The 22,016-nt window shown below is 66.6% G+C and carries 18 protein-coding genes; 10 read left to right on the plus strand and 8 right to left on the minus strand.

The window, feature by feature from the left end; genetic code table 11:
• Positions 1-102: 102 nt before the first annotated feature.
• Complete coding sequence (locus IY145_RS13955) at positions 103-2,424, plus strand: transporter substrate-binding protein (protein WP_196408756.1); 2,322 nt, start codon at positions 103-105, stop codon at positions 2,422-2,424.
• Positions 2,425-2,560: 136 nt separating this feature from the next.
• Here the strand turns inward: IY145_RS13955 and IY145_RS13960 are convergent, their stop codons facing one another.
• Positions 2,561-2,953 (minus strand): HU family DNA-binding protein, encoded by a 393-nt coding sequence (locus IY145_RS13960; RefSeq protein ID WP_196408757.1) that lies wholly within the window; start codon positions 2,951-2,953, stop codon positions 2,561-2,563.
• Positions 2,954-3,086: 133 nt separating this feature from the next.
• Positions 3,087-3,626, minus strand: coding sequence for a formaldehyde-activating enzyme (gene fae, locus IY145_RS13965; protein ID WP_196408758.1), 540 nt, complete (start codon positions 3,624-3,626; stop codon positions 3,087-3,089).
• A 169-nt stretch (positions 3,627-3,795) separates the two neighbouring features.
• On the opposite strand from fae, the gene IY145_RS13970 reads away from it, so the two are divergent.
• From IY145_RS13970 to IY145_RS13980, 3 genes are all read left to right on the plus strand, one after another.
• Positions 3,796-5,169 (plus strand): sorbosone dehydrogenase family protein, encoded by a 1,374-nt coding sequence (locus IY145_RS13970; protein ID WP_196408759.1) that lies wholly within the window; start codon positions 3,796-3,798, stop codon positions 5,167-5,169.
• Positions 5,170-5,717: 548 nt separating this feature from the next.
• Positions 5,718-7,811, plus strand: coding sequence for a carbon starvation CstA family protein (locus tag IY145_RS13975; protein WP_196408760.1), 2,094 nt, complete (start codon positions 5,718-5,720; stop codon positions 7,809-7,811).
• Entirely contained in the window at positions 7,798-8,004 is a 207-nt protein-coding gene (locus IY145_RS13980) for a YbdD/YjiX family protein (RefSeq protein WP_409455303.1), read from the plus strand. Before IY145_RS13975 ends, IY145_RS13980 begins: the two co-directional genes overlap by 14 nt.
• Before the next feature lie 11 nt (positions 8,005-8,015).
• On the opposite strand, the gene IY145_RS13985 is transcribed toward IY145_RS13980, so the two are convergent.
• Positions 8,016-8,453, minus strand: coding sequence for a hypothetical protein (locus IY145_RS13985; RefSeq protein WP_196408762.1), 438 nt, complete (start codon positions 8,451-8,453; stop codon positions 8,016-8,018).
• 132 nt (positions 8,454-8,585) lie between these two features.
• Between IY145_RS13985 and IY145_RS13990 the strand changes: the two genes are divergently transcribed.
• Positions 8,586-9,410: a uracil-DNA glycosylase family protein gene (locus IY145_RS13990; protein WP_196408763.1), complete on the plus strand. Its 825-nt coding sequence runs from the start codon at positions 8,586-8,588 to the stop codon at positions 9,408-9,410.
• On the opposite strand, the gene ispG is transcribed toward IY145_RS13990, so the two are convergent.
• The 5 genes from ispG to IY145_RS14015 form a co-directional block, all read right to left on the minus strand.
• A complete protein-coding gene (gene ispG, locus IY145_RS13995; protein ID WP_196408764.1) occupies positions 9,411-10,706 on the minus strand; it encodes a flavodoxin-dependent (E)-4-hydroxy-3-methylbut-2-enyl-diphosphate synthase in 1,296 nt (431 codons plus the stop codon). It abuts the gene before it with no gap.
• 233 nt (positions 10,707-10,939) lie between these two features.
• On the minus strand, positions 10,940-11,809 hold the full coding sequence (locus IY145_RS14000) for an SDR family oxidoreductase (protein WP_196408765.1): 870 nt from the start codon (positions 11,807-11,809) through the stop codon (positions 10,940-10,942).
• Complete coding sequence (locus IY145_RS14005; RefSeq protein ID WP_196408766.1) at positions 11,806-12,549, minus strand: N-acetylmuramoyl-L-alanine amidase; 744 nt, start codon at positions 12,547-12,549, stop codon at positions 11,806-11,808. Before IY145_RS14005 ends, IY145_RS14000 begins: the two co-directional genes overlap by 4 nt.
• 58 nt (positions 12,550-12,607) lie before the next feature.
• On the minus strand, positions 12,608-15,133 hold the full coding sequence (locus tag IY145_RS14010; RefSeq protein ID WP_196408767.1) for a cation-translocating P-type ATPase: 2,526 nt from the start codon (positions 15,131-15,133) through the stop codon (positions 12,608-12,610).
• Between the two features lie 81 nt (positions 15,134-15,214).
• Positions 15,215-16,597 (minus strand): M20/M25/M40 family metallo-hydrolase, encoded by a 1,383-nt coding sequence (locus IY145_RS14015; RefSeq protein WP_196408768.1) that lies wholly within the window; start codon positions 16,595-16,597, stop codon positions 15,215-15,217.
• 149 nt (positions 16,598-16,746) lie between these two features.
• Between IY145_RS14015 and IY145_RS14020 the strand changes: the two genes are divergently transcribed.
• The 5 genes from IY145_RS14020 (at position 16,747) to IY145_RS14040 (ending at position 21,973) form a co-directional block, all read left to right on the plus strand.
• Entirely contained in the window at positions 16,747-17,403 is a 657-nt protein-coding gene (locus IY145_RS14020; RefSeq protein ID WP_196408769.1) for a GNAT family N-acetyltransferase, read from the plus strand.
• A gap of 265 nt (positions 17,404-17,668) precedes the next feature.
• Positions 17,669-18,265 (plus strand): LemA family protein, encoded by a 597-nt coding sequence (locus IY145_RS14025; protein ID WP_108916219.1) that lies wholly within the window; start codon positions 17,669-17,671, stop codon positions 18,263-18,265.
• Positions 18,266-18,279: 14 nt separating this feature from the next.
• Positions 18,280-19,122, plus strand: coding sequence for a YgcG family protein (locus IY145_RS14030; protein ID WP_196408770.1), 843 nt, complete (start codon positions 18,280-18,282; stop codon positions 19,120-19,122).
• Positions 19,122-19,727 (plus strand): TPM domain-containing protein, encoded by a 606-nt coding sequence (locus IY145_RS14035; protein WP_196408771.1) that lies wholly within the window; start codon positions 19,122-19,124, stop codon positions 19,725-19,727. The genes IY145_RS14030 and IY145_RS14035 overlap by 1 nt, the downstream gene beginning before the upstream one ends.
• A 584-nt stretch (positions 19,728-20,311) precedes the next feature.
• Positions 20,312-21,973, plus strand: coding sequence for a L,D-transpeptidase family protein (locus tag IY145_RS14040; RefSeq protein WP_312030591.1), 1,662 nt, complete (start codon positions 20,312-20,314; stop codon positions 21,971-21,973).
• The last annotated feature ends 43 nt before the right edge of the window (positions 21,974-22,016 follow it).

Here is a 22,016-nt window from a genome sequence, read left to right on the forward strand (position 1 = left end):
GATTGCCGACAATCGAGGCGAGGAAAGCGCGGCGCCGAAAGGGGTTGGTAACCGTTATGTAGCGATATTATGCACGCAATTTCAGACTGATAGCGGGGCCGCATGGCGGACGATTCGGCCGTGAAACTTTCCGGTTTTTCCCTCCTGGCGGCGAGCGTCTCGGCCGCCTTCGCGCCTCTCGTCGTCGGCTGGGCGAGCGGCGATCGGCTCGGCGCCTGCGCGGCCGCGGCGATCGCCGCAGTCGCTATGGCTCTCTATGTCGAGCGGCGCCTCTCGCCGCAGATCGCGGCGCTGGAAATGATCGCGGCGGGCGACCGCTACGCCTGCTTTCCGCGTGAGGGCGGCCCTCTGTCGGCGCGGCTCGAGCGCGTCGCCGAAGAAATGCGCCGCGCGCTCGTCGTCGCCGACGCGCTCTCCGCCGCCGAGCGCAGCCGCGAGGCGGAGCTGACGATACGCGAGGCGGGCCGCTCCTTCTTCACGCAGCGGCTGCGCGATTGCGCCGCCGAGGCCGATGGCGCGCTGGACGCCGTGAGCGCGAAGGCGCGGGCCGCCGCCGGCGATCTTTCCGCCTGCAATGGCGACATGCTCCGTCGCGTGTCCGAGGCGACATCGGCGGCCACCACGGCCGCGCAGGATGTCGACGGCCTCGCTCTGGCGGCGCGCAACGCCATCGCCGATCTCGTCGCGCGCTCCTCGCGTCAGGTGGAGGCGGCGCGCGAGGCGGCCGACCGCACCGTGACCGATCTCGCGCGCGCGGAGGAGATCGTGCGCGGCCTCGCCGCCGCCGCGGGGCGCATCGACGCGGTGAGCAAGCTCATCCAGTCGATCGCCGGCCAGACCTCGCTGCTCGCCCTCAACGCGACGATCGAGGCGGCGCGCGCGGGCGAGAGCGGACGCGGCTTCGCCGTGGTGGCGAGCGAAGTGAAGACGCTCGCCAATCAGACGTCGAGCGCCGCCGCCGAAATAGAGACGCAGATCGACGCCATTCACTTCGCGGTGGAGGAGACGGTCGGCGCGATCGCCGAAGTGTCGTCGAGCGTCGAGGCGGTCGCCGGCGTCAACCGCGACCTCGCCGACACTCTGGGCCGGGAGGCGGCCGAGCTCGACCGTATCGGCGCGCGCGCGGCGGTCGTCGCCCGCGGCGTCGGCGAGGCGCTGCCCGATGTCGGCGACGTCGTGGCGCAGGTGGAGACGGCCGGCCGTTCCGCGCTCTCGGCCACCGACGCGCTGCTCGATCATTCGCGATCGCTCATCGGCGCGGTCGACCGCTATTTCGCCGATCTCGAGAATGGCGCGATCCGCATCGGAATATTGCACTCCCTCTCCGGCACGATGACGAGCAGCGAACGCCCGCTGCAGGAGATTTTGGCGATGCTCATCGAGCGCTGCAATGCGCAGGGCGGCCTGCTCGGACGCCCGCTCGAAGCGGTGATCATGGACCCGCGCTCCGATCCGAAACTCTATGCGGAGCAGGCGCAAATCCTCTTAGGGGAGCGCGGCGTCGCGGCGATCTTCGGCTGCTGGACCTCCGCCTCGCGCAAGGCCGCGCTTCCAGTGGTCGAAAACGCGAGGGGGCTTCTCTTCTATCCGAGCCAATATGAGGGCGAGGAGCGCTCCCCCAATGTCGTCTATGCCGGCGGCACGCCGAGCCAGACGGCGATTCCGGCCGTCGATTTTCTGAGCAGTCTCGGCGCGCGGCGTTTTCTGCTGATCGGCAATGACGACGTCTATCCGCGCGTCACCAACGCCATTCTGAGGGCCTATCTCGCAGCCAAAGGCGTCGGCGGGGAGGATATCGTCGAAATCTACGCGCCGCTCGGCCTCGAGGATTGGCGCGCGATCGCGAGGGATATTCGCCGCTTCGCCGCGCGTCCCGGCGCTGCGATCGTCTCGACGGTGAGCGGCGACGCCAATCTGCGCTTCTTCAGCGCGCTGGCGGGCCTGGCTTCCGACACGCCGATCATGTCGTTGTCGATCGGCGAGGCCGAGCTGCCGGCGCTCGCCCATTGCGAGATCGACGGCCTATATGTCGCCTGGAACTATCTCCATGCGATCGATTGCGCGGAGAATTGGAGCTTCGTGGAGCAATGGCGCCGCTACAAGAATTCGCCCGACGCCACGACCAATGACGCGATGGAGGCGACCTATCTCGGCTTCGAGCTCTGGCGCGCCGCCGTCGCCGCGGCCGGCTGCGTCGATGTCGCGGCGGTGCGCCGCGCGCTCGGCCTGCATATGATCCGCGCGCCGAGCGGCTTCGCGCTGCGGCTGGACGCGGAGACGCAGCATTTGCACAAGCCGGCCTTCGTCGGCCGCGTCGCGCGCGGGCGCATATTGCCGGTCTGGGTCGGGGCGGAATTGATCGCGCCGCAGCCCTGGAGCCCTTGGCTCACCAAGAACGGAGCCGGAAAGGCGAAGGCCGCGTGACGATCGGAGGAGGTTTCGAAAGAACGGCTCGATCACCGGCGTCGATGCGAGCCTGAAGGCTCGCGGTCCAAAGCGCGCCGAGAATAGCGAGCCTTCGGAACGCGAGCCTTCAGGCTCGCGTTCCACCTGTCGGAAATCAGGGCGTGGCGGCCGTCTTCAGCTTGGAGAGGGCGCGAATTTTCACGCGCACGCTCGCCGGCTTGGCGGCGGCCTTGACCATCTCGCCGGTGGCGGGATTGCGCACCAGAGTGCCGGCCTTGCGCGCCGGAACCTTGCGCAGCGACACCTTCAGCAGGCCGGGCAGGGTGAACTCGCCGACGCCGCGCGGATGCACGGAGCCGAGGAACACTTCCTCGAGCGTGGCGTAGACCGCCGCGGCGGTCTTGCGCGGCAGCTCGTTCTGCTCGGCGAGAAGATTGATCAGGGCAGACTTGGTCAAGCTCTCCTTCACCGGACGAACCGTGGCGGCTTCGGGCTTCTTGGCCTTCCTGGCCACCGCCGCAGGCTTGTCGCTCTTCGCCTTGGCCATCGCAAATCTCCCTCGAATCGATAAAGAGGCGCGTCGCATCGAACGCGTCACGTGAGTATTCGTTTGCTAACGCTTCGAGAGGTGATTCGCAATCGGCGCAACGCTCGATTTTTGCAATGCCGGCTGCGCAAAATCACTCGTCGAACACGCCTTCCAGTGCATAATGCGTCACCGTCTTGCGATTGGCGATGAGCTCGTCGATCGTCGGTTCGCCCTTCAAAGCGCGGGAAATCGCCAGCTTCGTCGCCTCGTAATTGGTGCGATAGAGGTCGCGCCGGTCGAGGTTCGGATCGGTCGCGCACCGCGGATCGAGCCAGATCATGATGATCATGACCAAATCATTCACCTGATCTTTCGGAATGATTCCTTCCGAAACCGCATCGACGATGGCGTCGCCCGTGGCCGCCTGCACGACGCCGCCGAGCAGCTCCACATAATCATTCGAGCGCACGGTCATCTTGGTCGTCATCATGGTGGCGGGGCGCACCTGCTGATTGAGATCGCGAATGACGAACATGCGCGGATGCCCCGCGACCTGTCCCGTCATCGACGCGAAAGCCGTCCCCACAGGGCCTTTCACATTGCCGATCAGCACTTCCGGCATGGCGTCCGTATATTGCCCATCCGCCGCCAGAACCGTCGCCTCGCCCGTCGCCAGCCAGATCTCGCTCATATCGCTTTTCCTTCCATTCGTCGGAGGCGGTCGAATAGCACCGGCCGAAGGCCGCAGGAAGGGGCGTCCCGAGAGCGCGCAAATGGCGCCGGATGACATCTTTTAATTCTATCTTCTAAATATGATTTAGCCGAGCTAGAGTGCGGTCTTGTTTCGAAAGAGGCCGCCAATGAAGACATTCGCCCCGACCCTTCTCCTCACCGGCGCCTTCGCCGGTCTCGCCTTCGCGCAATCGGAGCCGGCGCGTCGCCTCGCCGGCCCGACCGCCTTCAGCGATTGGCGCCAGGATGCGCCCGGAACCTGGCGCAAGATCGCGCCGCCGGATTTGCCGGCTCCGCTCGCCAGCGAGCCCACCGCCGCGCGCTCGCAGGTCGTCGCGCGGCCGGACGGCGCCGCGCCCAAGACGCTGGAAGGCTTTTCGGCAGAGGTTTTCGCCTCCGGCCTCGAGGGCCCGCGCGTCATTCGCCATGCGCCCAATGGCGATATTTTCGTCACTGAGAGCGTCGGCGGCCGCGTGCGCGTTTTCCGCCTCGAGGATGGGAAGGTCGCGCCCGCCGCTTCGCATGTCTTCGCTTCCGAACTCGAGCGCCCCTATGGGATAGCATTCTATCCGCCGGGGCCGGAGCCGCGCTTCGTCTATATCGGCACGCCGACGAAATTGCTGCGATTCCCCTATAGGAACGGCGATCTGAAAGCCTCCGGCCCCGCCGAGACGATCGCTTCGCTGCCCGGCGCCGACGGCGGCCATTGGACGCGCGATCTCGTCTTCTCGCGCGACGGCAAGACGCTCTATGTCGCCGTCGGCTCCAAGACCAATGTCGCCGAAGGCCATCCGCGTCCCGCCACGCAAGAGGTCGCGCAGCTCGAGGCGGCGCGTGGAGTCGGCGCGAGCGCGGGCGTCGAATTCGAGCGCGCCGTGGTGCTCGCCATCGATCCGGATGGCAAGAACCGGCGCACAGTGGCCAATGGGCTGCGCAATTGCTCCGGCCTGCAATTGCGGCCCAAGACCGACGAGCTCTGGTGCGTCGTCAATGAGCGCGACATGCTCGGCGACGATCTGCCGCCGGATTACGCGACGCATGTGACGGAGGGCGGCTTCTACGGCTGGCCTTGGTGGTATATCGGCGCCCATGAGGATCCCCGCCACGCTGGCGAGCGGCCCGATCTCGCCGGCAAGATCACGACGCCGGATGTGCTGTTCCAGCCCCATTCCGCGCCGCTCGGCATCGCCTTCTACGAGGGCGGCCAGTTCTCGGCGGACTATCAGGGCGACGCCTTCGTCGCGCTGCATGGCTCCTGGAACCGCGCCAAGCGCACCGGCTACAAGATCGTGCGCCTCTCCTTCAAAAATGGCGTTCCGACCGGCGAATATCAGGATTTTCTCACAGGTTTCGTCGTCGACGACACGCGCGTCTGGGGCCGCCCCGTCGATGTCGCCGTGGCGCGCGACGGCTCGCTTCTGGTGAGCGAGGACGGCAATGGGACGATCTGGCGCGTGTCCTATAGCGGCGCGACCAAGCCGGTGCAGACCTCAGTGAAGTGAATCGAGAAGGCTGCGCCGAGGAGGCCGCGCCATTCTGGCGAAGCCTCCTCTGGCTGCTCGACGTCGCGTCGTCAGTGCTGGGCGCGTTCCTTGTGTCCGGCCCGGGCGCGAGCCTGGGCTTCCACGGGCAGGCTGGTCCTGTCGATGTAACCGGGCTGGTATTCGCCACACCAATCTTCTGAGGCCACGAGGGGCCAGGCCGTATCCATGGTTCCTTGCTGGCCGCGCATCGGCAACGGGGCGTTTCGGCGGCATTGGTTGTCCGGCTGGCGCCAAAAACGACAATCTCCGCAGTGCATCAGCTTCTCCTGTCAGAACTCGTCGCCCGAGCTGTTCAATCTGCGGTCCTTCAAAAAGTTCCAAAAAAGCGGGTCGCTCTTGTTCCGTGACGGCGCGGCCCTCCACAGCCCGAGGACGCCGAGCGTCGCCGGCTTTGGTGTAGACCTCGCGGCTGGACGCGGCGGGCGTCTTTGGCCTATTTCTTGGGAAAAATGCCGGGAGGCGATCACGTCCCCAGGCCCATCCCGGAAACGCCGAGGCTTCGCGCAATGTCCCTCCCACTCGCCACGCCGGGCCGCAAGCTCGGCTCGATCGCCCTCTGGACCGCCGTCACCGCTATCGGCGTCTTCGCGCTCTTCACGCTGGCGACGGCGCGGGGCGAGACGGTCAACGCCATGTGGCTGGTGGCGGCGGCGATCTGCGTCTATCTCGTCGCCTATCGCTTCTATTCGCTGTTCATCGCGGAGCGCGTGCTGGGCCTCGATCCGGAGCGCAAGACGCCGGCGCATCGCCGCAATGACGGGCTCGATTATGTGCCGACCGACAAATATGTGCTGTTCGGCCATCATTTCGCGGCCATAGCCGGGGCGGGGCCGCTGGTCGGCCCGGTGCTGGCGGCGCAAATGGGCTATCTGCCCGGCACGCTCTGGCTGCTCACCGGGGTCGTCTTCGCCGGAGCGGTGCAGGATTTCGTCGTGCTGTTCATCTCGACTCGGCGCGACGGGCGCTCGCTCGGCGATCTCATCAAGACCGAGCTCGGCCCGGCCGCCGGCCTCGTCGCCATGATCGGCATATTGACGATCATGGTCATATTGCTCGCCGTGCTGGCGCTCATCGTCGTCAAGGCGCTGGCCGACAGCCCATGGGGCTTCTTCACCGTCTTCGCCACTTTGCCCATCGCCGTGCTGATGGGCGTCTATGGCCGCTATTTGCGGCCGGGTCGCATTTTCGAAATGTCGGCGATCGGCTTCGTGCTGCTCATCGCCTCCATCGCGCTCGGCCGCACGGTCGCGGAAACGCCGGCGCTCGCCGCGCTGTTTTCCTTCAAGGGCGAGGCGCTGGCCTTCATGCTGATCGGCTATGGCTTCGTCGCCTCCGTGCTGCCGGTGTGGTTCCTGCTCGCGCCGCGCGATTACCTCTCCACCTTCCTCAAGATCGGCACCATCGCCTCTCTCGCGCTCGGCATTTTCTATGTGGCGCCGGAGCTGAAAATGCCGGCGGTCAGCCGCTTCATCGACGGGACCGGCCCGGTCTTCGCGGGCAGCGTCTTTCCCTTCCTGTTCATCACTCTGGCCTGCGGCGCCATCTCCGGCTTTCACGCGCTGGTCTCTTCCGGCACGACGCCCAAGATGATCGGCGACGAGACGCAGATTCGCTTCATCGGTTATGGCGCCATGCTGATGGAGTCCTTCGTCGCCATAATGGCGCTGGTCGCGGCGAGCGTGATCGAGCCGGGCGTCTATTTCGCGATGAACAGCGCGCCCGCCGTCATCGGCGCCAGCGCCGATACGGCGGCGCAGACCATCTCCGCCTGGGGCTTCGCCATCACGCCGGAGGCGCTGAATCAGGCCGCCGCCGAGGTCGGCGAGAAGACGGTGCTCTCGCGCGCCGGCGGCGCGCCGACGCTCGCCGTCGGCATGGCGAAAATCCTGTCGGGGGCGATCGGCGGCGCGTCGATGACCGCCTTCTGGTATCATTTCGCCATTCTCTTCGAGGCGCTGTTCATCCTCACCACGGTCGACGCCGGCACGCGCGTCGCACGCTTCATGATCCAGGATCTCGTCGGGACTTTCTGGCCGCGCTTCAAGCATACGCGCGCCTGGGCGCCCAATCTTATGGCCACGGGGCTCGCCGTCTCCGGCTGGGGCTGGTTCCTCTATCAGGGCGTCGTCGATCCTCTGGGCGGCATCAACACGCTCTGGCCCATGTTCGGCATCGCCAATCAAATGCTGGCGGCCATCGCGCTCACCCTCTGCACCGTCGTGCTGTTCCGCATGAAGCGGGAGCGTTACGCCGTCGTCGTCGCGACGCCGGCCGCCTGGCTCTATATCTGCACGCTGACGGCGGGCGCCGAGAAAATCTTCCATCCCGATCCCAAGATCGGCTTCCTCGCCCATGCGGCGCGCTATTCCGCCGCCGCGGCGGAGGGCAGGCTGATGGCCCCGGCCAAGACGGTCGCGGAAATGAGCCGCATCATCTTCAACGATTATGTGAACACGACGCTCTGCGCCGTCTTCGTCGCGCTCGTTCTGTCCATGCTGTTCTTCGGCGTGAGAGCGATCCGCGAAGCGCGGCGGGCGACGAGCGTCACCACCAGAGAGACCAGCGATGAGCTGCACGATCTGCGGATTGCCCGCGCTTGACCTCGTCAAGCTCGGCCAGAAGCTGCGCGAGGGCGCGCTGCTGATGATCGGCCAGGGCGATTATGACGCCTATGTCGCGCATCGGCGGGCCAACCATCCCGACGAGCCGCCGATGACGCGCGAGGAGTTCTTCCTCGAGCGTCAGGCGAGCCGCTTCGGCGAGGGCGGCCGGCGCGCAATGCGCTGTTGTTGAGCGGCGCGTCTTCAGCATTCGGCCCGTCCGAGCGCCCGATAGGCGAGTAGCGCGGCGGCTTCCGAAGTGTTGAGCGCATAGGCCATATAGAGAAATCCGAGACGCGTTTGCCGCGTTTCACGAATTTTCTCGACGAGCTCCGCGGTCTCGACGGGGGCGAGGGAGGCGAATTCGTGCAACACGTCTTCCGCGGCGTGACGAAACGCCTCGCGCTCGGCGAGCGACGCCTCGTCCCAATGTTCCCGCTTGGACCCTAATCTCCCGAACAACGCTCTAGCGACGTTTTCGATCAGGTCGATCATGTGAAGTTCTCTGATGTGAGGGATGATTTGGAGAACGCCTGTTTCCACCTTCGGCACATTCTTGATTGTGGCCAGCCTATGTCCGACGCAGGGCGCGGCGTAGATCGATAATCTACGCAGTCGCGCCGATGAGTGAAGGACGGTCATGCTCCCCATCGGGGCAATCGGAGGAATGGCGATCGCCCTCGCCCTCGCCCGCTGGAAAGGCTCCGAGCCGGAGGAAGCCTTCGCCCCATCGGAAGCCTTCACCTTTGTCGAAGCCTGCTCTAATCTCTCGCCATGTCCGCTGACGCCGATCTCGCTCCGGAGCCGGGCCTCGCCGCGCTCGTCGACTGGTATCTGTCGGTCGGCGTCGACATAGCCGTCGACGAGACGCCGCATGATCGCTTTGCCGAGAGCGCTGCGCCGCCGGCGCGCGCCGCTGCGCCGGCCCCTGCGGCTGCGGCCTCTCCGCGCGCCGCCGCGCCCACCCGGGAGACGCGTCCTGTCCGCAGCGCTCCCATCTTTCCGGAGGAGGCCTCCCGCGCGGCGCGCGAGGCCGCCGCCGCGGCCTCGACGATCAACGAGCTGCAGGCGCGGCTCGAGGCTTTCGACGGCTGCGCGTTGAAGGCGACCGCCGGCCATTTTCTCTTTTCGGCGGGAACGCCCGGCGCGCCGCTCATGGTGCTGGATTTCGCGCCCGGCGAGGAGGAGGAGCGCGGCGGAGAGGCTTTCGTCGGGCCGGAGGCGCGCCTGCTCGACAATATGCTGCGGGCGATTCGGCGCGATCGCTCCAGCGCCTATCTCGCCTATGCGACGCCCTGGCGGCCGCCCGGCGCGCGCGAGCTCAACGCCGTGGAGGTGGCGGCGCTGCTGCCCTTCCTGCGCCGTCATGTGGAGCTGGCCGCGCCGCGCGCGCTGCTGATCCTCGGCGATTTCGCCGCCCGCGCGGCGCTGGGCGCGCCGGATGTCGCGCGTTATCGCGGCGCCTGCTTCGATTATGATTGCGGCGGCGGGACGCTGCTCGCGCTGCTCGCGCCGTCGCTCGCCAGCCTGCTGAGGACGCCGGCGTTGAAGCGTCGCGCCTGGCGTGACCTGCGCGTGCTCGCGGCGGCGCTCGGTTGATTATTCCGCCGCTTCGCCCTTCGCGCCGCCGCTGAAACGGCGGGCGACATAATCCTCGACGATGCGGGTGAATTCCTCGGCTATGCCCTCGCCGCGCAAGGTCATCGCCTTCTTGCCGTCGATGAAGACGGGCGCCGTCGGCGCCTCGCCCGTGCCGGGAAGCGAAATGCCGATGTCGGCGTGCTTCGACTCGCCCGGCCCGTTGACGATGCAGCCCATCACCGCGACATTCAGCGTCTCGACGCCCGGATAATCCTGCCGCCAGACGGCCATGCGGTCGCGAATATGCGCCTGAATATCGCGCGCCAGCTCTTGAAACACGGTGGAGGTGGTGCGGCCGCAGCCGGGGCAGGCGGCGACGAGCGGGACGAAGGTGCGGAAGCCCATCGTCTGCAAAATCTCTTGCGCGACGCGCACCTCATTGGCGCGGTCGCCGCCGGGCTCGGGCGTCAGCGAGACGCGGATGGTGTCGCCGACGCCGTCCTGCAGCAGCACGCCGAGCGCGGCCGCCGAGGCGACGACGCCCTTGGAGCCCATGCCCGCCTCGGTGAGGCCGAGATGCAGCGCATAATCGCTGCGCAGCGCCAGCATGCGATAGACGGCGATGAGGTCTTGCACCGCGGAGACCTTGGCCGAGATGACGATGCGGTCGCGCGAGAGGCCGATCTCCTCGGCGCGCTCGGCGGAGATCAGCGCCGAGCGGGCCAGCGCCTCGCGCGTCACCGCGCGCATGTCGAGCGGCGCCGCGGAATTGGCGTTGATGTCCATCAAATGGGTCAGCAGCTCCTGGTCGAGCGAGCCCCAATTGGCGCCGATGCGCACCGCCTTGCCATGCTTTATGGCCAGCTCGACGATGGCGCCGAATTGCCGGTCCTTCTTCTCCTTGAAGCCGACATTGCCGGGGTTGATGCGATATTTATCGAGCGCCTCGCCGCAGGCCGGATGATCGGCGAGCAGCTTGTGGCCGATGTAGTGAAAATCGCCGATCAGCGGGACGTCTACGCCCTTTTGCGCGAGACGATCGCGAATATGCGGCACGGCGGCGGCGGCCTCGTCGCGGTCGACGGTGATGCGGACCAACTCCGAGCCGGCGCGGACCAGCGATTCGATCTGGGCGACGGTGGAGTCGACATCCGCCGTGTCGGTATTGGTCATGGACTGCACGACGATGGGGGCGCCGCCGCCGATCGTCACCGCGCGTGGCCCGCCGCCGATCGTGACCGCACATGTTCTGTGGCGCGGCGCGGGTTCGGCGGTGATGGGGTCGGGAAGGCGGGTCTCGATTTCGTCGGTCATCGTCGGTCTTGTCCCCTCGATGGGATTTGGATCGTTTCGCGTGAGGTCTGCCGCCTTCCTTCTCCCCGCGAGCGGGGAGAAGGTGAGGATGTGGGGCTTGGGCGTTTTCCGCTGGGGCTCGAGCCCCGAGCCCCTCACCCCGACTCTCTCCCCGCTCGCGGGGAGAGGGGGAAATACGGCGAACCCATCACCGGGAATCTATCGAGCCTTGGTGGGCCGGAACGTGTCCCGCGTCAAGCCGGCGGCAGCAGCCCCATTCGCTTGGCGAGGATGCGGTCCACCTGCCGCGCCGGCAGCAGGCGCGGCAGCAGCCAGTCCAATAGATAGTTCGGCACCACGCGAATGCGCGCCGGGGGCCGCTTCTCGGTCAGCGCGCGCAGCACGGCGGCGGCGACGCGCTCCGGCGGGGGCCCGAGCCGGCCCTTCTCCACCGCCCATTTTTGGAGCCTGCGGGCCGAAGGGCCGTAGACGGTGGAATCATAGCGGCCGAAATCGGCGCTCTCGGCCTTGTCCCATATGGGCGTGGCGATCACGCCCGGCTCTATCACCACCACATCGACGCCGAAAATCATCAGCTCGCGCCGCAGCGCATCGGAAAATCCTTCGAGTGCATGTTTCGAGGCGGCATAGGCGCCGAGAAAGGGCGAGGCGAGGCTTCCCGCCACCGAGCTCATATTGACGATGCGGCCCGGCGGCCCGCGGCGCTTTTCCGGGCTCGCGCCGAGCAATGGCGCGAATGCCTGGGTCACGGCGATCTGGCCGATCACATTGACCTCGAGCTGAAGGCGGACCTCGTCTATCGGCTGATAGAGCAGCGGCGCCGGAAAAGCCGCCCCGGCGTTGTTGACGAGCCCGGTGAGACCGGCGCCGTCGAGCCGCCGCTCGGTTTCCCGCGCCGCCTGCGCCACTGCGGCGGCGTCGGTCACGTCGAAGAGGAGCGGGGTGAAGCTCGCCGCGCCGAAGCGCGCTTGCAGCCGCTCCCCGTCGGCCGGAGTGCGGACGGAGCCGAAAACGTGAAAGCCCTCGCGGGTCAGCGACTCCAGCACCGCATAGCCTATGCCGGTGGAGACGCCGGTGACGACGACGGATCGCTGCTCGCTCAAGCGCCTATGCCCTCCGTGAGCGCGCGCAGCGTCGCGATCGTCGAGGAATCGGCGCGGCCGTCGACGAGGGTGGGGCGGAAATGCCGCTGAAAGGCCGCCACCACGCCCTCCGAAGCCGCGTCATATGCGCCGGAGACGTCGATCCGATAGCCGTAATCGGCGAGGGCGCGTTGCAGCTCGGTCACTTGCTCGCCGCTCGCGCCCGCCTCCAGCGCGGCGCCTCCGACGATCGGCGCGGGGGCGACATAATGTCCGACGCCTTGCTCCGCCAAAGCCTTCCATGGGAAGAACTCGCCGGGGTCGATCTTACGTCCGATGGCGATGTCCGAATGGCCGAGCACGCGCCGCGACGCAATGCCCTGCCGCCCGCAAATATCGCGGCAGAGCGCGGCGACGGCCTCGATCTGCCGATCGGGGAAGGGGCGCGGATCGTCATGGCCTGGATGGACGATCTCTATGCCGATGGAGGCGGAGTTCAGATCGGTCTCGCCAGCCCAGAAACTGCGGCCCGCGTGCCAGGCGCGGCGCGCCTCGGGCACGAGCTGGAGAATGGTCCCGTCCTCATCGACGAAATAATGCGAGGAGACCTGCGACTCGGCGCTGGTGAGCAGCGCCAGCGCCGCCGCCGCCGTCGGCATGCCGGTGTAATGCAGGATCAGCGAGGAGATCGGCCGCAGCCGCTCGCCATGATTGGGCGAGGCGCGGAAATCGGCGGCGTGCGGCGTGTCGGGTGAGGGCATTGCGATTCCGGTGATCTCCGCCGCTCCTCTGCGAGAAGGGCCTCGGCCGTGAGGAGTGTCATCCTCGGCGTTTGCGGAAGGCCTTGTATACTCCCGACCAGCCGCCGGCGACCAGCGCCGTCGCAATGACATAGGCCAGCGCCTTCGGTTCCGGCGTCGCGAAGCGGAACAGTTCCGCCACCGCAGGAAGATAGACGATCAGCGCGAGCGCGAGCGTCGTGATCGTCGCTATGATCCAGAAGGCGACGCGCCGCTTGTCGAAAAGAGCGGTTCCGGGTTCGGCGGCGGAGGCGAAGGCCATGGCCAGATTGCCGATGACGAGGCCGACGAAGACCAGCGCGCGCGTCTCCCCTTCGCCCTCGCCGACCCGCATCGAGACGAAATAGACGCCGAGCAGCGCCGCGAGCAGCACCGCGCCGTCGAGAAAGCCGGCGCCGATCTGGCGCAGGCCGAACAAAGGCTCGGCGGGGGAGCGCGGCGGCTCCTCCATCATATGGCGTTCGGCCGGCTCGTTCTCGAAGACGAGCGCGCAAATGGGGTCGATGACGAGCTCCAGCGCCACCACATGCACAGGATAGAACACCGGCGGCAGCAGGAACAGAATGGGCGTGAGCGCGAGGCCGGCGATGGGCACGTGGATGGCGGTCACGAAGATCAGCGCCTTGCGCAGATTGGCGAAGATGCGCCGCCCACTGCGCACGCCCGCGACGATGGAGGCGAAACGATCGTCGAGCAGCACGATCGAAGCCGCCTCGCGCGCGACGTCGGTTCCGCGCTGGCCCATGGCGACGCCGACATGCGCGGCGCGCAGCGCCGGGCCATCGTTCACCCCGTCGCCGGTCATGGCGACGATATGGCCATTGCGCTTGAAAGCCTCCACCAGAGCGAGCTTCTGCTCCGGGCGGATGCGCGCGAAGACGCGCGTGGTCTCGACGGCTTCGTCCAGCGCGGCCTCGTCCAAAGTGGCGATCTCGGCTCCGCTCAGCGCGCCGCCCTGCGCCTCTATCCCGGCCTGGCGCGCGATCGCCAGCGCCGTCGCCGGATAATCGCCGGTGATCATCACCACATGAATGCCGGCGCGCGCCGCCAGCGCGACCGCTTCTGGAACATCCTCGCGCAGCGGATCGAGAAAGCCGACGAGCCCTTCGAGCGCAAAGACGCCGGAGCCGGGATCGTCCTCGCGCGGCAGCGGCCCCTCATATGTGGCGACGGCGAGAACGCGCAGCCCATGCGTCGCCATGGTCGCGACCTCGGCGGTCAGAAGGCGCAGCGCATCGCCGTCCAGGCGGCAGAGGCCGGCGATCGCCTCGGGCGCGCCTTTGGCGAAGGAGGCGACGCCTTCATCGGCCGCGCGCCATGTCTGCACGAAGGCGAGCGTCTCCGGCCGCAGCGGAAAGCTGCGCGTGATCGCCGCGCTCGCGGGCGGATCGCTGGCGAGGCGATGCAGCGCGCGATCCATCGGATCGGAGGGATCGGCGGCGCTGGCGCGCAAAGCGGCGTCCAGCAATGGCGCGATCTCGTCGGGCATAGCGTCCTCGCCCGGCCGCCACATGTCCGAGCCGCGCAGGAAAAACGCCGCCTCCATGCGGTTCTGCGTCAGCGTGCCGGTCTTGTCGACGCAGAGCACGTCGGTCGCGCCCAGAGTCTCTATGACGGCTGAGCGGCGCGCCAGCACATTGCGTCGCGCCAGACGATAGGAGCCGAGCGCCAGAAACACCGCCAGCACCATGGGGAATTCTTCGGGCGTCAGCGATATTGCGAGGGTGATGCCGGTGAGGCCCGCTTGAATCCAATTGCCGAAGGCGAGGCCAAAGGCGAGCGCCACGAGAAGGCAGAAGCCTATGCCGAGCGCGCCGAAGATCGCGACGATGCGGCCGGTGCTCTTTTGCAGCGGCGTCTCCTCCGGCTCGATCGATTCGAGCGAGCGGCCGATGCGGCCGAGCCGCGTCGCGCGTCCGGTGCGCGTCGCCAGCATCGCGCCTTGTCCGAGCGTCACCAGCGTTCCGGCGAAGAGAAAAGGCGCCGCCTCGCCGGGCTCGGGATCGAGCAGCGGGTCCACCAGCGTCGCAGGGGCTTTCCAGACCGGCGCCGATTCGCCGGTCAGCGTCGATTCGTCGACGGAGAGGACGTCGCCGCGCAGCAGCGCGCCATCGGCCGGGGCGCGCTCGCCCTCGCCGACGAGCACAATGTCGCCGGGGACGATCTCGCGCGCCGGAATGCGGCGCTCGCCCTCGGCGCGCAACACGCGGGCGCTGGGCGCGGCGAGGCTGCGCAGAGCCGCGAGCGCATTCTCGTTGCGCGTCTCCTGCGCCACCACCAGGCCGACGGAGAGAAAGGCGCCGGCGGTGAGCAGCAGGCCTTCGTGAATGTCGCCGAGCGCGAGATAGAGCAGCGCCGCGACGATGAGCAGCGCGAACATGGGCTCGCGCAGCGCGGCGAAGGCGATCAGCAGCCAGGAGCGGCGCGCGGGCTGCTCCAGCTCATTGGGGCCGAAATGGGCGAGGCGCGCCGTAGCCTCGCGCTCGCCGAGCGGCGCGAAATCGCCCGCCGGCCGGGGCTCGGGTCGTGATGCGCGGAGCCCCATTCGATTCCCTTGCCTTCCGGCTGCCCACCCCGGACCGCTTCACGATCCGACCCTCTCCCTCGAGGGGAGGGTGAAGACGCCTCACGCCGCCAGGGCGGCGAGGACGCGGACCCAGGAGCGGGAGCCCTTCTTGAACGAGCTATAGGCGTATTTTTCGTTGGGCGAATGAATGCGGTCGTCCTCGAGCGCGAAGCCGATCATCAGCGTGTCCATGCCGAGATCGCGCTTGAAGGCGCCGACGATCGGGATGGAGCCGCCGCAGCCGACGAGCGCCGCCTCCTTGTCCCATTCCTCCTGCAAGGCCCGCCGCGCGCGCGTGAGCGCCTCGGAGCCGAAGGGCAGCTGCAGCGCGCGAGAGGCGCCATGGGGAACGAATTCCGCGCGCACGTCGACCGGCAGACGCTCGCGCACGAAAGCGCGGAACGACTCCAGCACCTTCTCCGGGTCCTGCGTCCCGACGAGGCGGAAAGAGATTTTCGCGCTCGCCTTGGCCGGCAGCACCGTCTTGGCGCCGGGGCCGGTGTAGCCGCCGATGATTCCGTTCACGTCGCAGGTCGGGCGCGACCACACTTGCTCGATGACGCTGCGCCCGCGCTCGCCGGCCGGGCGCGCGACGCCGACGCTCTTCAAAAACGCGGTCTCGTCGAACTCCAGCCCGCGCCATTGCGCGGCAATCTCCTCCGGCAGCTCGGCGACGCCGTCATAGAAACCGGGCAGCGTCACGCGGCCTTCGGCGTCGTGGAGATCGCCGATGATCTTGGCGAGCACATGGATCGGATTGACGACCGGCCCGCCGAATATGCCGGAATGCAGATCGCGGTCGGAGGCTTTGAGGATCACCTCCTCCTGCGCGAGGCCGCGCAGCATCGTAGTGATGGCGGGCGTCTTGGCGTTCCACATTCCGGTGTCGCAGACGAGCGCCAGCGCCGGCTCGGACAGCTCCTCGTGATTGGCGGCGAAGAAATCCGGCAGGGATGGGGAGCCGGTCTCCTCCTCGCCCTCGAAGAGGAAAGTGATGTGGCAGGGAAGCCCGCCATTGCGCTGAAAAGCGCGGCAGGCCTCGAGGAAGGTCATCAGCTGGCCCTTGTCGTCCGAGGCGCCGCGAGCGACGATCTCCTCGCCCTTGTCCCCCTGCACGAGGCGCGGATCGAAAGGATCGCTGACCCAGAGATCGAGCGGGTCCGGCGGCTGCACGTCGTAATGGCCGTAGAACAGCACATGCGGCGCATCCGGCCGCTTGGCCTTGGCGTGGCCGACGACGATCGGATGCCCGAGCGTGTCGCGCACGCTCGCCGTAAAGCCGAGCTCGCGCAGCTGGCCGGCGAGCCAGTCGGCGGCGTGGCGGCATTCGCCGGCGAAGGCCGGATCGGTGGAGACGGATTTGATGCGCAGAAAATCGAAGAGGCGATCCGTGGCGGCTGGCAGATCGGCGTCCAAGGAGTCGAGAATGGTTTCGGTCGACATGAAAGGGGCTCCGCTGCGGGTCGCGCCGCGCGCGTTACGGGATGGCGCGAGTCGCGACGAAAACTGCAAGTTGGTCTCGAAGCTAGTGCGAATGGAGTGTCATGAAAAGAGCGGCGTCTGCTCGGCTGGATTCATCGCTTCCGTAGGCAATGGCTTGGGTTGAAATTCCCGCGATGCCAGAAGCGGTCATTGCGGTCGTCGCAAGACTCTCTATTCTGCGACGTTGCGAAAATCGGAAAACAAGTGTTGACCCAATTGGGGAGTATCGCGACAAAAAAGCTGGAGACGTGATGCAAGACGATATCACCGTATCTCTTTCGCCAGTCACTTCGAACGATCTGAGCGAAATAGACGATGTATTCGATGATCTCACCAACTACTCTCTGCGTGTCGACGGTGTCTCGAAACGCAGTAATGCGGCCTATGAGTTCTTGAATGCACTCCCGCCCGGATTCGAAGCGCGCCACAAATATGCATTTTTGGCAAAGCGTGGAGGGGTGGCTGTCGGGCTTCTAGATATCCTCGACGGTTATCCTTCACTCGGGACGGCGTTCATCGGACTTCTAGCAGTTCGAGAAACCGCGCAAGGCCTGGGCGTTGGTGGAGCGATTTTTCGGGAAGGAGAACGGATCGCCCTCCACAGCCTCAAGGCGAGAACGCTAAGATTGGCCGTGGTAGAAACCAATCCGGTCATCGGTTTTTGGATGAAGATGGGATTCGGTCTGACAGGAGAAGTTAAACCCTTTGAAGGGCAGACGATCAGATCGCATTCCGTCCTGATGGAAAAACGATTGCGCAATTTATAGTATAACTCCTAAGATTCACGACAAATGGGCGACGCGGAATTGCACCGTGAATTTCTGTCGCAAAAACTCCCTGCAAAATGGCCCGTTTTGCTTCAGACTTTTGTAACGGTCCAATGACTGCTTCGGGTAACAAGCCAAAATCCAAACCGACCCACCACTCGTCCCCCTTCCGGCGTCGCCCGCACTTCCCAACCCCTCATGCGGAGCCTAAGTATCAGGCGCGCTCCGTTCGGTGGGGCGGATGACGTCATGAGGAGACTTTCGGATGAATTTTTCCTTCCGCTGGCCGTCTCTGCTGGCCGCTCTCTTCCTCGCGCTCTCCCTCTCGGGCTGCGGCTACAACACGATTCCGACTCAAGAGGAGGAAGCCAAGGCCAAATGGGCCGAGGTGGAGGCGCAATATCAGCGCCGCGCCGATCTCATCCCCAATCTCGTCGCCACCGTGCAGGGCTACGCCAAGCATGAGAAGGACGTGCTCACCGCGGTGACGGAGGCGCGCGCTCACGCCTCGCAGGCCAAGGTCGATGTCTCGCAGCTCACCGATCCCGAAAAATTGAAGCAGTTTCAGGAGGCGCAGGCGCAGCTCTCCGGCGCGCTGGGGCGGCTGCTCGCGGTCAGCGAGGCTTATCCCGATCTGAAATCCAACACCAACTTCCTGGCCTTGCAGTCGCAGCTCGAAGGCACGGAGAACCGCATCAATGTGGCGCGGCGCGATTACATTCAGGCGGCGCGGGAGTTCAACACATCGCTGCGCACCTTCCCGACGCTGCTCTGGGCCAAGACCGTCTTCGCCGGAACCAAGCCGCTCGCCGAATTCACCGCCAACGCCGGCGCGGAGCAGGCGCCCACGGTGAAGTTCTGACGGAGTTGCTTCTCATGCCGCCGCTTCCGTCTTGTCCTTCGCGTCGTGGCCCCTCGCCCGCGATGCGAGGGGCGCGAAGCCTCGCTCTGCTGGTCTTTCTCCTTTTGCCGGCGCTCGCTTTCGCAGCGCTCGATTTTCCTGCGCTCACCGGCCGCGTCGTCGACGACGCCCATATTCTTCCTCCGGCCGCGCGGCAGGATGTCGAGACGAAATCGAAAGAGCTGGAGGAGAAGTCCGGCATTCAGCTCGTCGTCGCCACAGTGCCGTCGCTTCAGGACACGGATATAGAGACTTTCGCCAATGGCCTGTTCCGTTTCTGGAAGCTCGGCGAGGCCAAGGTGAACAATGGCGTCTTGTTCCTCATCGCGCCCAATGAGCGCAAGATGCGCATAGAGGTCGGCTATGGCCTCGAGGGCACGCTCACCGACGCGCTTTCGAAGATCATCATCGCCACCGCCGTCACGCCGAAATTCAAGGCCGGAGATTTCGGCGCCGGAGTCGAGCGCGGCGTCGATGGAATCATAGAGGTGCTGAGCGGCGATTCGGCCGAATGGGAGAAGCGCATCAAGGTCCGCGCCGAGCATCAGGAGCCGGGTTTCGATCAGATCGTGCCCTTCATCGTCTTCGCGCTGTTTTTGTTTGTCTTCTTCTCCATGCTCGCCAATGCGCGCGGCGGCGGGCGGCGCATTTATCGCGGCGGACGCGGGCCGATCATCTATTTCCCGCCGTCGAACGACAGCTGGTCCGGCGGCTCCTCCTGGGGCGGCGGCGGGTCTTCTTGGGGCGGCGATGGCGGCGGCGGATTTTCAGGCGGCGGCGGCTCGTCGGGCGGCGGCGGAGCCTCGGGGGATTGGTGATGCCCATTTCAGACGCGGATCAGGCGCGCATAGCGGCGGCGATAGCGGCCGCCGAGCGGCGCACGGCGGGGGAGATCGTCTGTGTGCTGGCGCGTCGCTCCTCGGATTACGCCTATGTGCCGCCGCTGCTCGCCGCTCTCGTCGCGCTCGTCGCGCCCTGGCCGCTGGTGATTTTCACCGAGCTCGGCGTGCGGCTCATTCTCGCCATTCAGATTCTCGTCTTCATCGGCGCGGCGCTGCTCTTTTCGTTGCCGCCGCTGCGGCTCGCGCTGACGCCGGGCTTCGTGAAGCGCGAGCGCGCTCATCGCGCAGCGATCGAGCAATTTTTCACGCGCGGCGTCTCGGCGACGAAGGATCGCACCGGCGTGCTGATCTTCGTCTCGCTGGGCGAGCGCTATGCGCGCATCGTCGCGGACGAGGGGATAGCGGCGAAAATTCCGGAGGAGGATTGGCGCGCCGCGCTCGATCTGCTGCTCGCGCGCGTGCGCGAGGGCCGCATCGCCGATGGTTTCGTCGACGCGATCGGCGAATGCGCGCGGCTGCTGTCGAAACATGTGCCGCCCGGCGGCCATGAGGAGTTGGCGGACAGAATCTATGTGATCTGAAAATAGCCGCGTCGATTCAGAAAAATCCCGGAGGCGCCGCGGGGACGCTCCGGGAAGTCGCGCGAGGAGAAGGCTCTCAGCCGAGCAGGCGGGTGAGCTGGTGAATGACGACGATGAAGAAGGCGAGCGCGCCGATGATGCCGGCGACTGCTTTGACGAGCTCCGCATTGCTGTGCATGACGATTCTCCCTCAGTGAAATTTTTTTGTGTCGACGACGCATCGCATCGTCGACGATAAAACTGCTCCGTCGAGACGCCGCCGGCAATTGCGCGCGCGTGCGGCAGAATGGCGCGGAATTTCCAGAGCGATTTGAATTCGCGGCGAAAATCTCGTCGAGGCGGCTTCGCTACAAAAGGTCGCGCCCTGCAAATTGCGAGACGGACGCGCGATAGCCGCAACTCGACTCTGCGGCCTGCTCGCCGTTAATGAAAAAGCAATCTTCGGGAGGTCGCGGTGCGCGAAGCTTATTCCAAGCATTAACTCGTTTACGTTAATATCCGTAGAGCGCGAGTCGGGCGGCGGGGGTCGCGCGAGCATTGTTCGGGAAGCGGGCGTGGCCAGATGGCGGCGCCGCCGAAGTGGCGTGAGGCAGAAGAGCATGGTGTTCCGCGGCAGTTTCACGCGCAAGTCTGGACGTTTCGCGCGCACGTCTGGTTTGGCGTTCGCAGTCGGGCTCGGTTCGTCCTTCGTCGCCGCGGCGCCGGCGCCACGCGCGCCGTTCCGCGCGCCGCTGGCCGTTGCGCCGCCGCCGCTCGTCCAGCAGCTCGAGGTGTCCTGGCTGCATGTGGGCGAGCCGCCGGCGGAGCTCTTCGCACAGGCGGAGACCTCTGCTCTGCTTCCTGTCGCCAATTCCATTTCGATCGCCGTTCCGCCCGCTTCTGGCGGCTTCGATGTCGCCGAGGCGCTGATCGGCGAGGAGCAGCGCGCTTTCGCCGCGGCGCTCGACGCCTGGACCGGGGCGGCGCGCGGCGCCGAGCAACGCGCGCGCCGCAAGGCGGTCGCCGGTTTTTATGCGCAGCGCGCCTATGCGCCGCTGTGGCGAGAGGGCGCGACGCTGTTGCGAGAGGGCGCGACTTGGCGCGTCTCGGCGCCCGCCGCGATAGAGCGGCTCAGCCGCGCGCGCGACGATGGTCTCGATCTGCGCGGCCTCGTCTATCCCTCCGAGGCGAAGCCTTCGGGCGACACGGATGAATTCGCGCTTTCGGAGGCCGTCGTCGCCTATGCGACGCAGGCGGCCGGCGGGCGCATCGATCCGCGCCATCTGTCGCGGCTCATCGGCGCGCATCCCGCGCTGCCGGAGGCGGACGCCGTGCTCGGGGCGATCGCCGCCGCGGGGCCGCGCGCCGGTGACGTGCTGCAGGATTACAATCCGCCGCATGAAGGCTATCGCGCTTTGCGCGGCAAGCTGATGGAGCTGCGCAGCGCCGGCTTGCCGGAGCTCGACAGGCGCTTCGCCGAGGCGTCGCATTCCGTCGCGCGCGACGCGGCGCCGGGCGCGCAGGCGCTGGGCGCGCCGGCGCGCCGCTCCAATGCGCAGGTGGAAGCCGAGATCATCGCCAATATGGAGCGCTGGCGCTGGCTGCCGCGCAATCTCGGCGAGAGCCGCATAGAGGTGAATATTCCGGATTTCGAGCTCGCTCTGGTGCGCGAGGGCAGGGTCGCGCATCGCGCTCGCGTCATCGTCGGCAAGGAGGGCACGCCGACGCCGGTGTTCTCCGACAAGATGCAATTCATCATCGTCAATCCTTATTGGAATGTGCCGCCCTCGATTCTGACGAAGGAGATGCTGCCCAAATATGGCGGCGACCTCGGCGCGATAGCGGCGAGCGGCTATGAGGTGATCTCCCGCAAGGGGCAGACCTTCGTGCGGCAGAAGCCGGGCGAATCCAATGCGCTCGGGCGCATCAAATTCATGTTCCCGAATGACTTCTCCGTCTATCTGCACGACACGCCAAATCATGGGCTGTTCGCTTCGGCGCATCGCGCCTTGAGCCATGGCTGCGTGCGCGTGGACCAGCCCTTCCGCCTCGCGGAGGCGGTGCTCGGTCCGGGCAGCGGCTGGCCGGAGGAGCGCGTGCGCAAGCTCGTCGGCGCGAGCGAGCGCTACATCAATCTTTCGCGTCCGCTGCCGATCCACATCGAATATTTCACCGCTTTCGTGGATGAGAACGGTCGGCTGCAATTGCGCGGCGATCTCTATGGCTATTCCGCCAAAGTGCGTCAGGCGCTGGGGCTCGAGGGATAATCTCGGCTTCGCGCAGCGCCGGTCGCCTCCTTCTCCCCGCTCG

It is taken from the genome of Methylosinus sp. H3A, from assembly GCF_015709455.1.
Taxonomy (GTDB): domain Bacteria; phylum Pseudomonadota; class Alphaproteobacteria; order Rhizobiales; family Beijerinckiaceae; genus Methylosinus.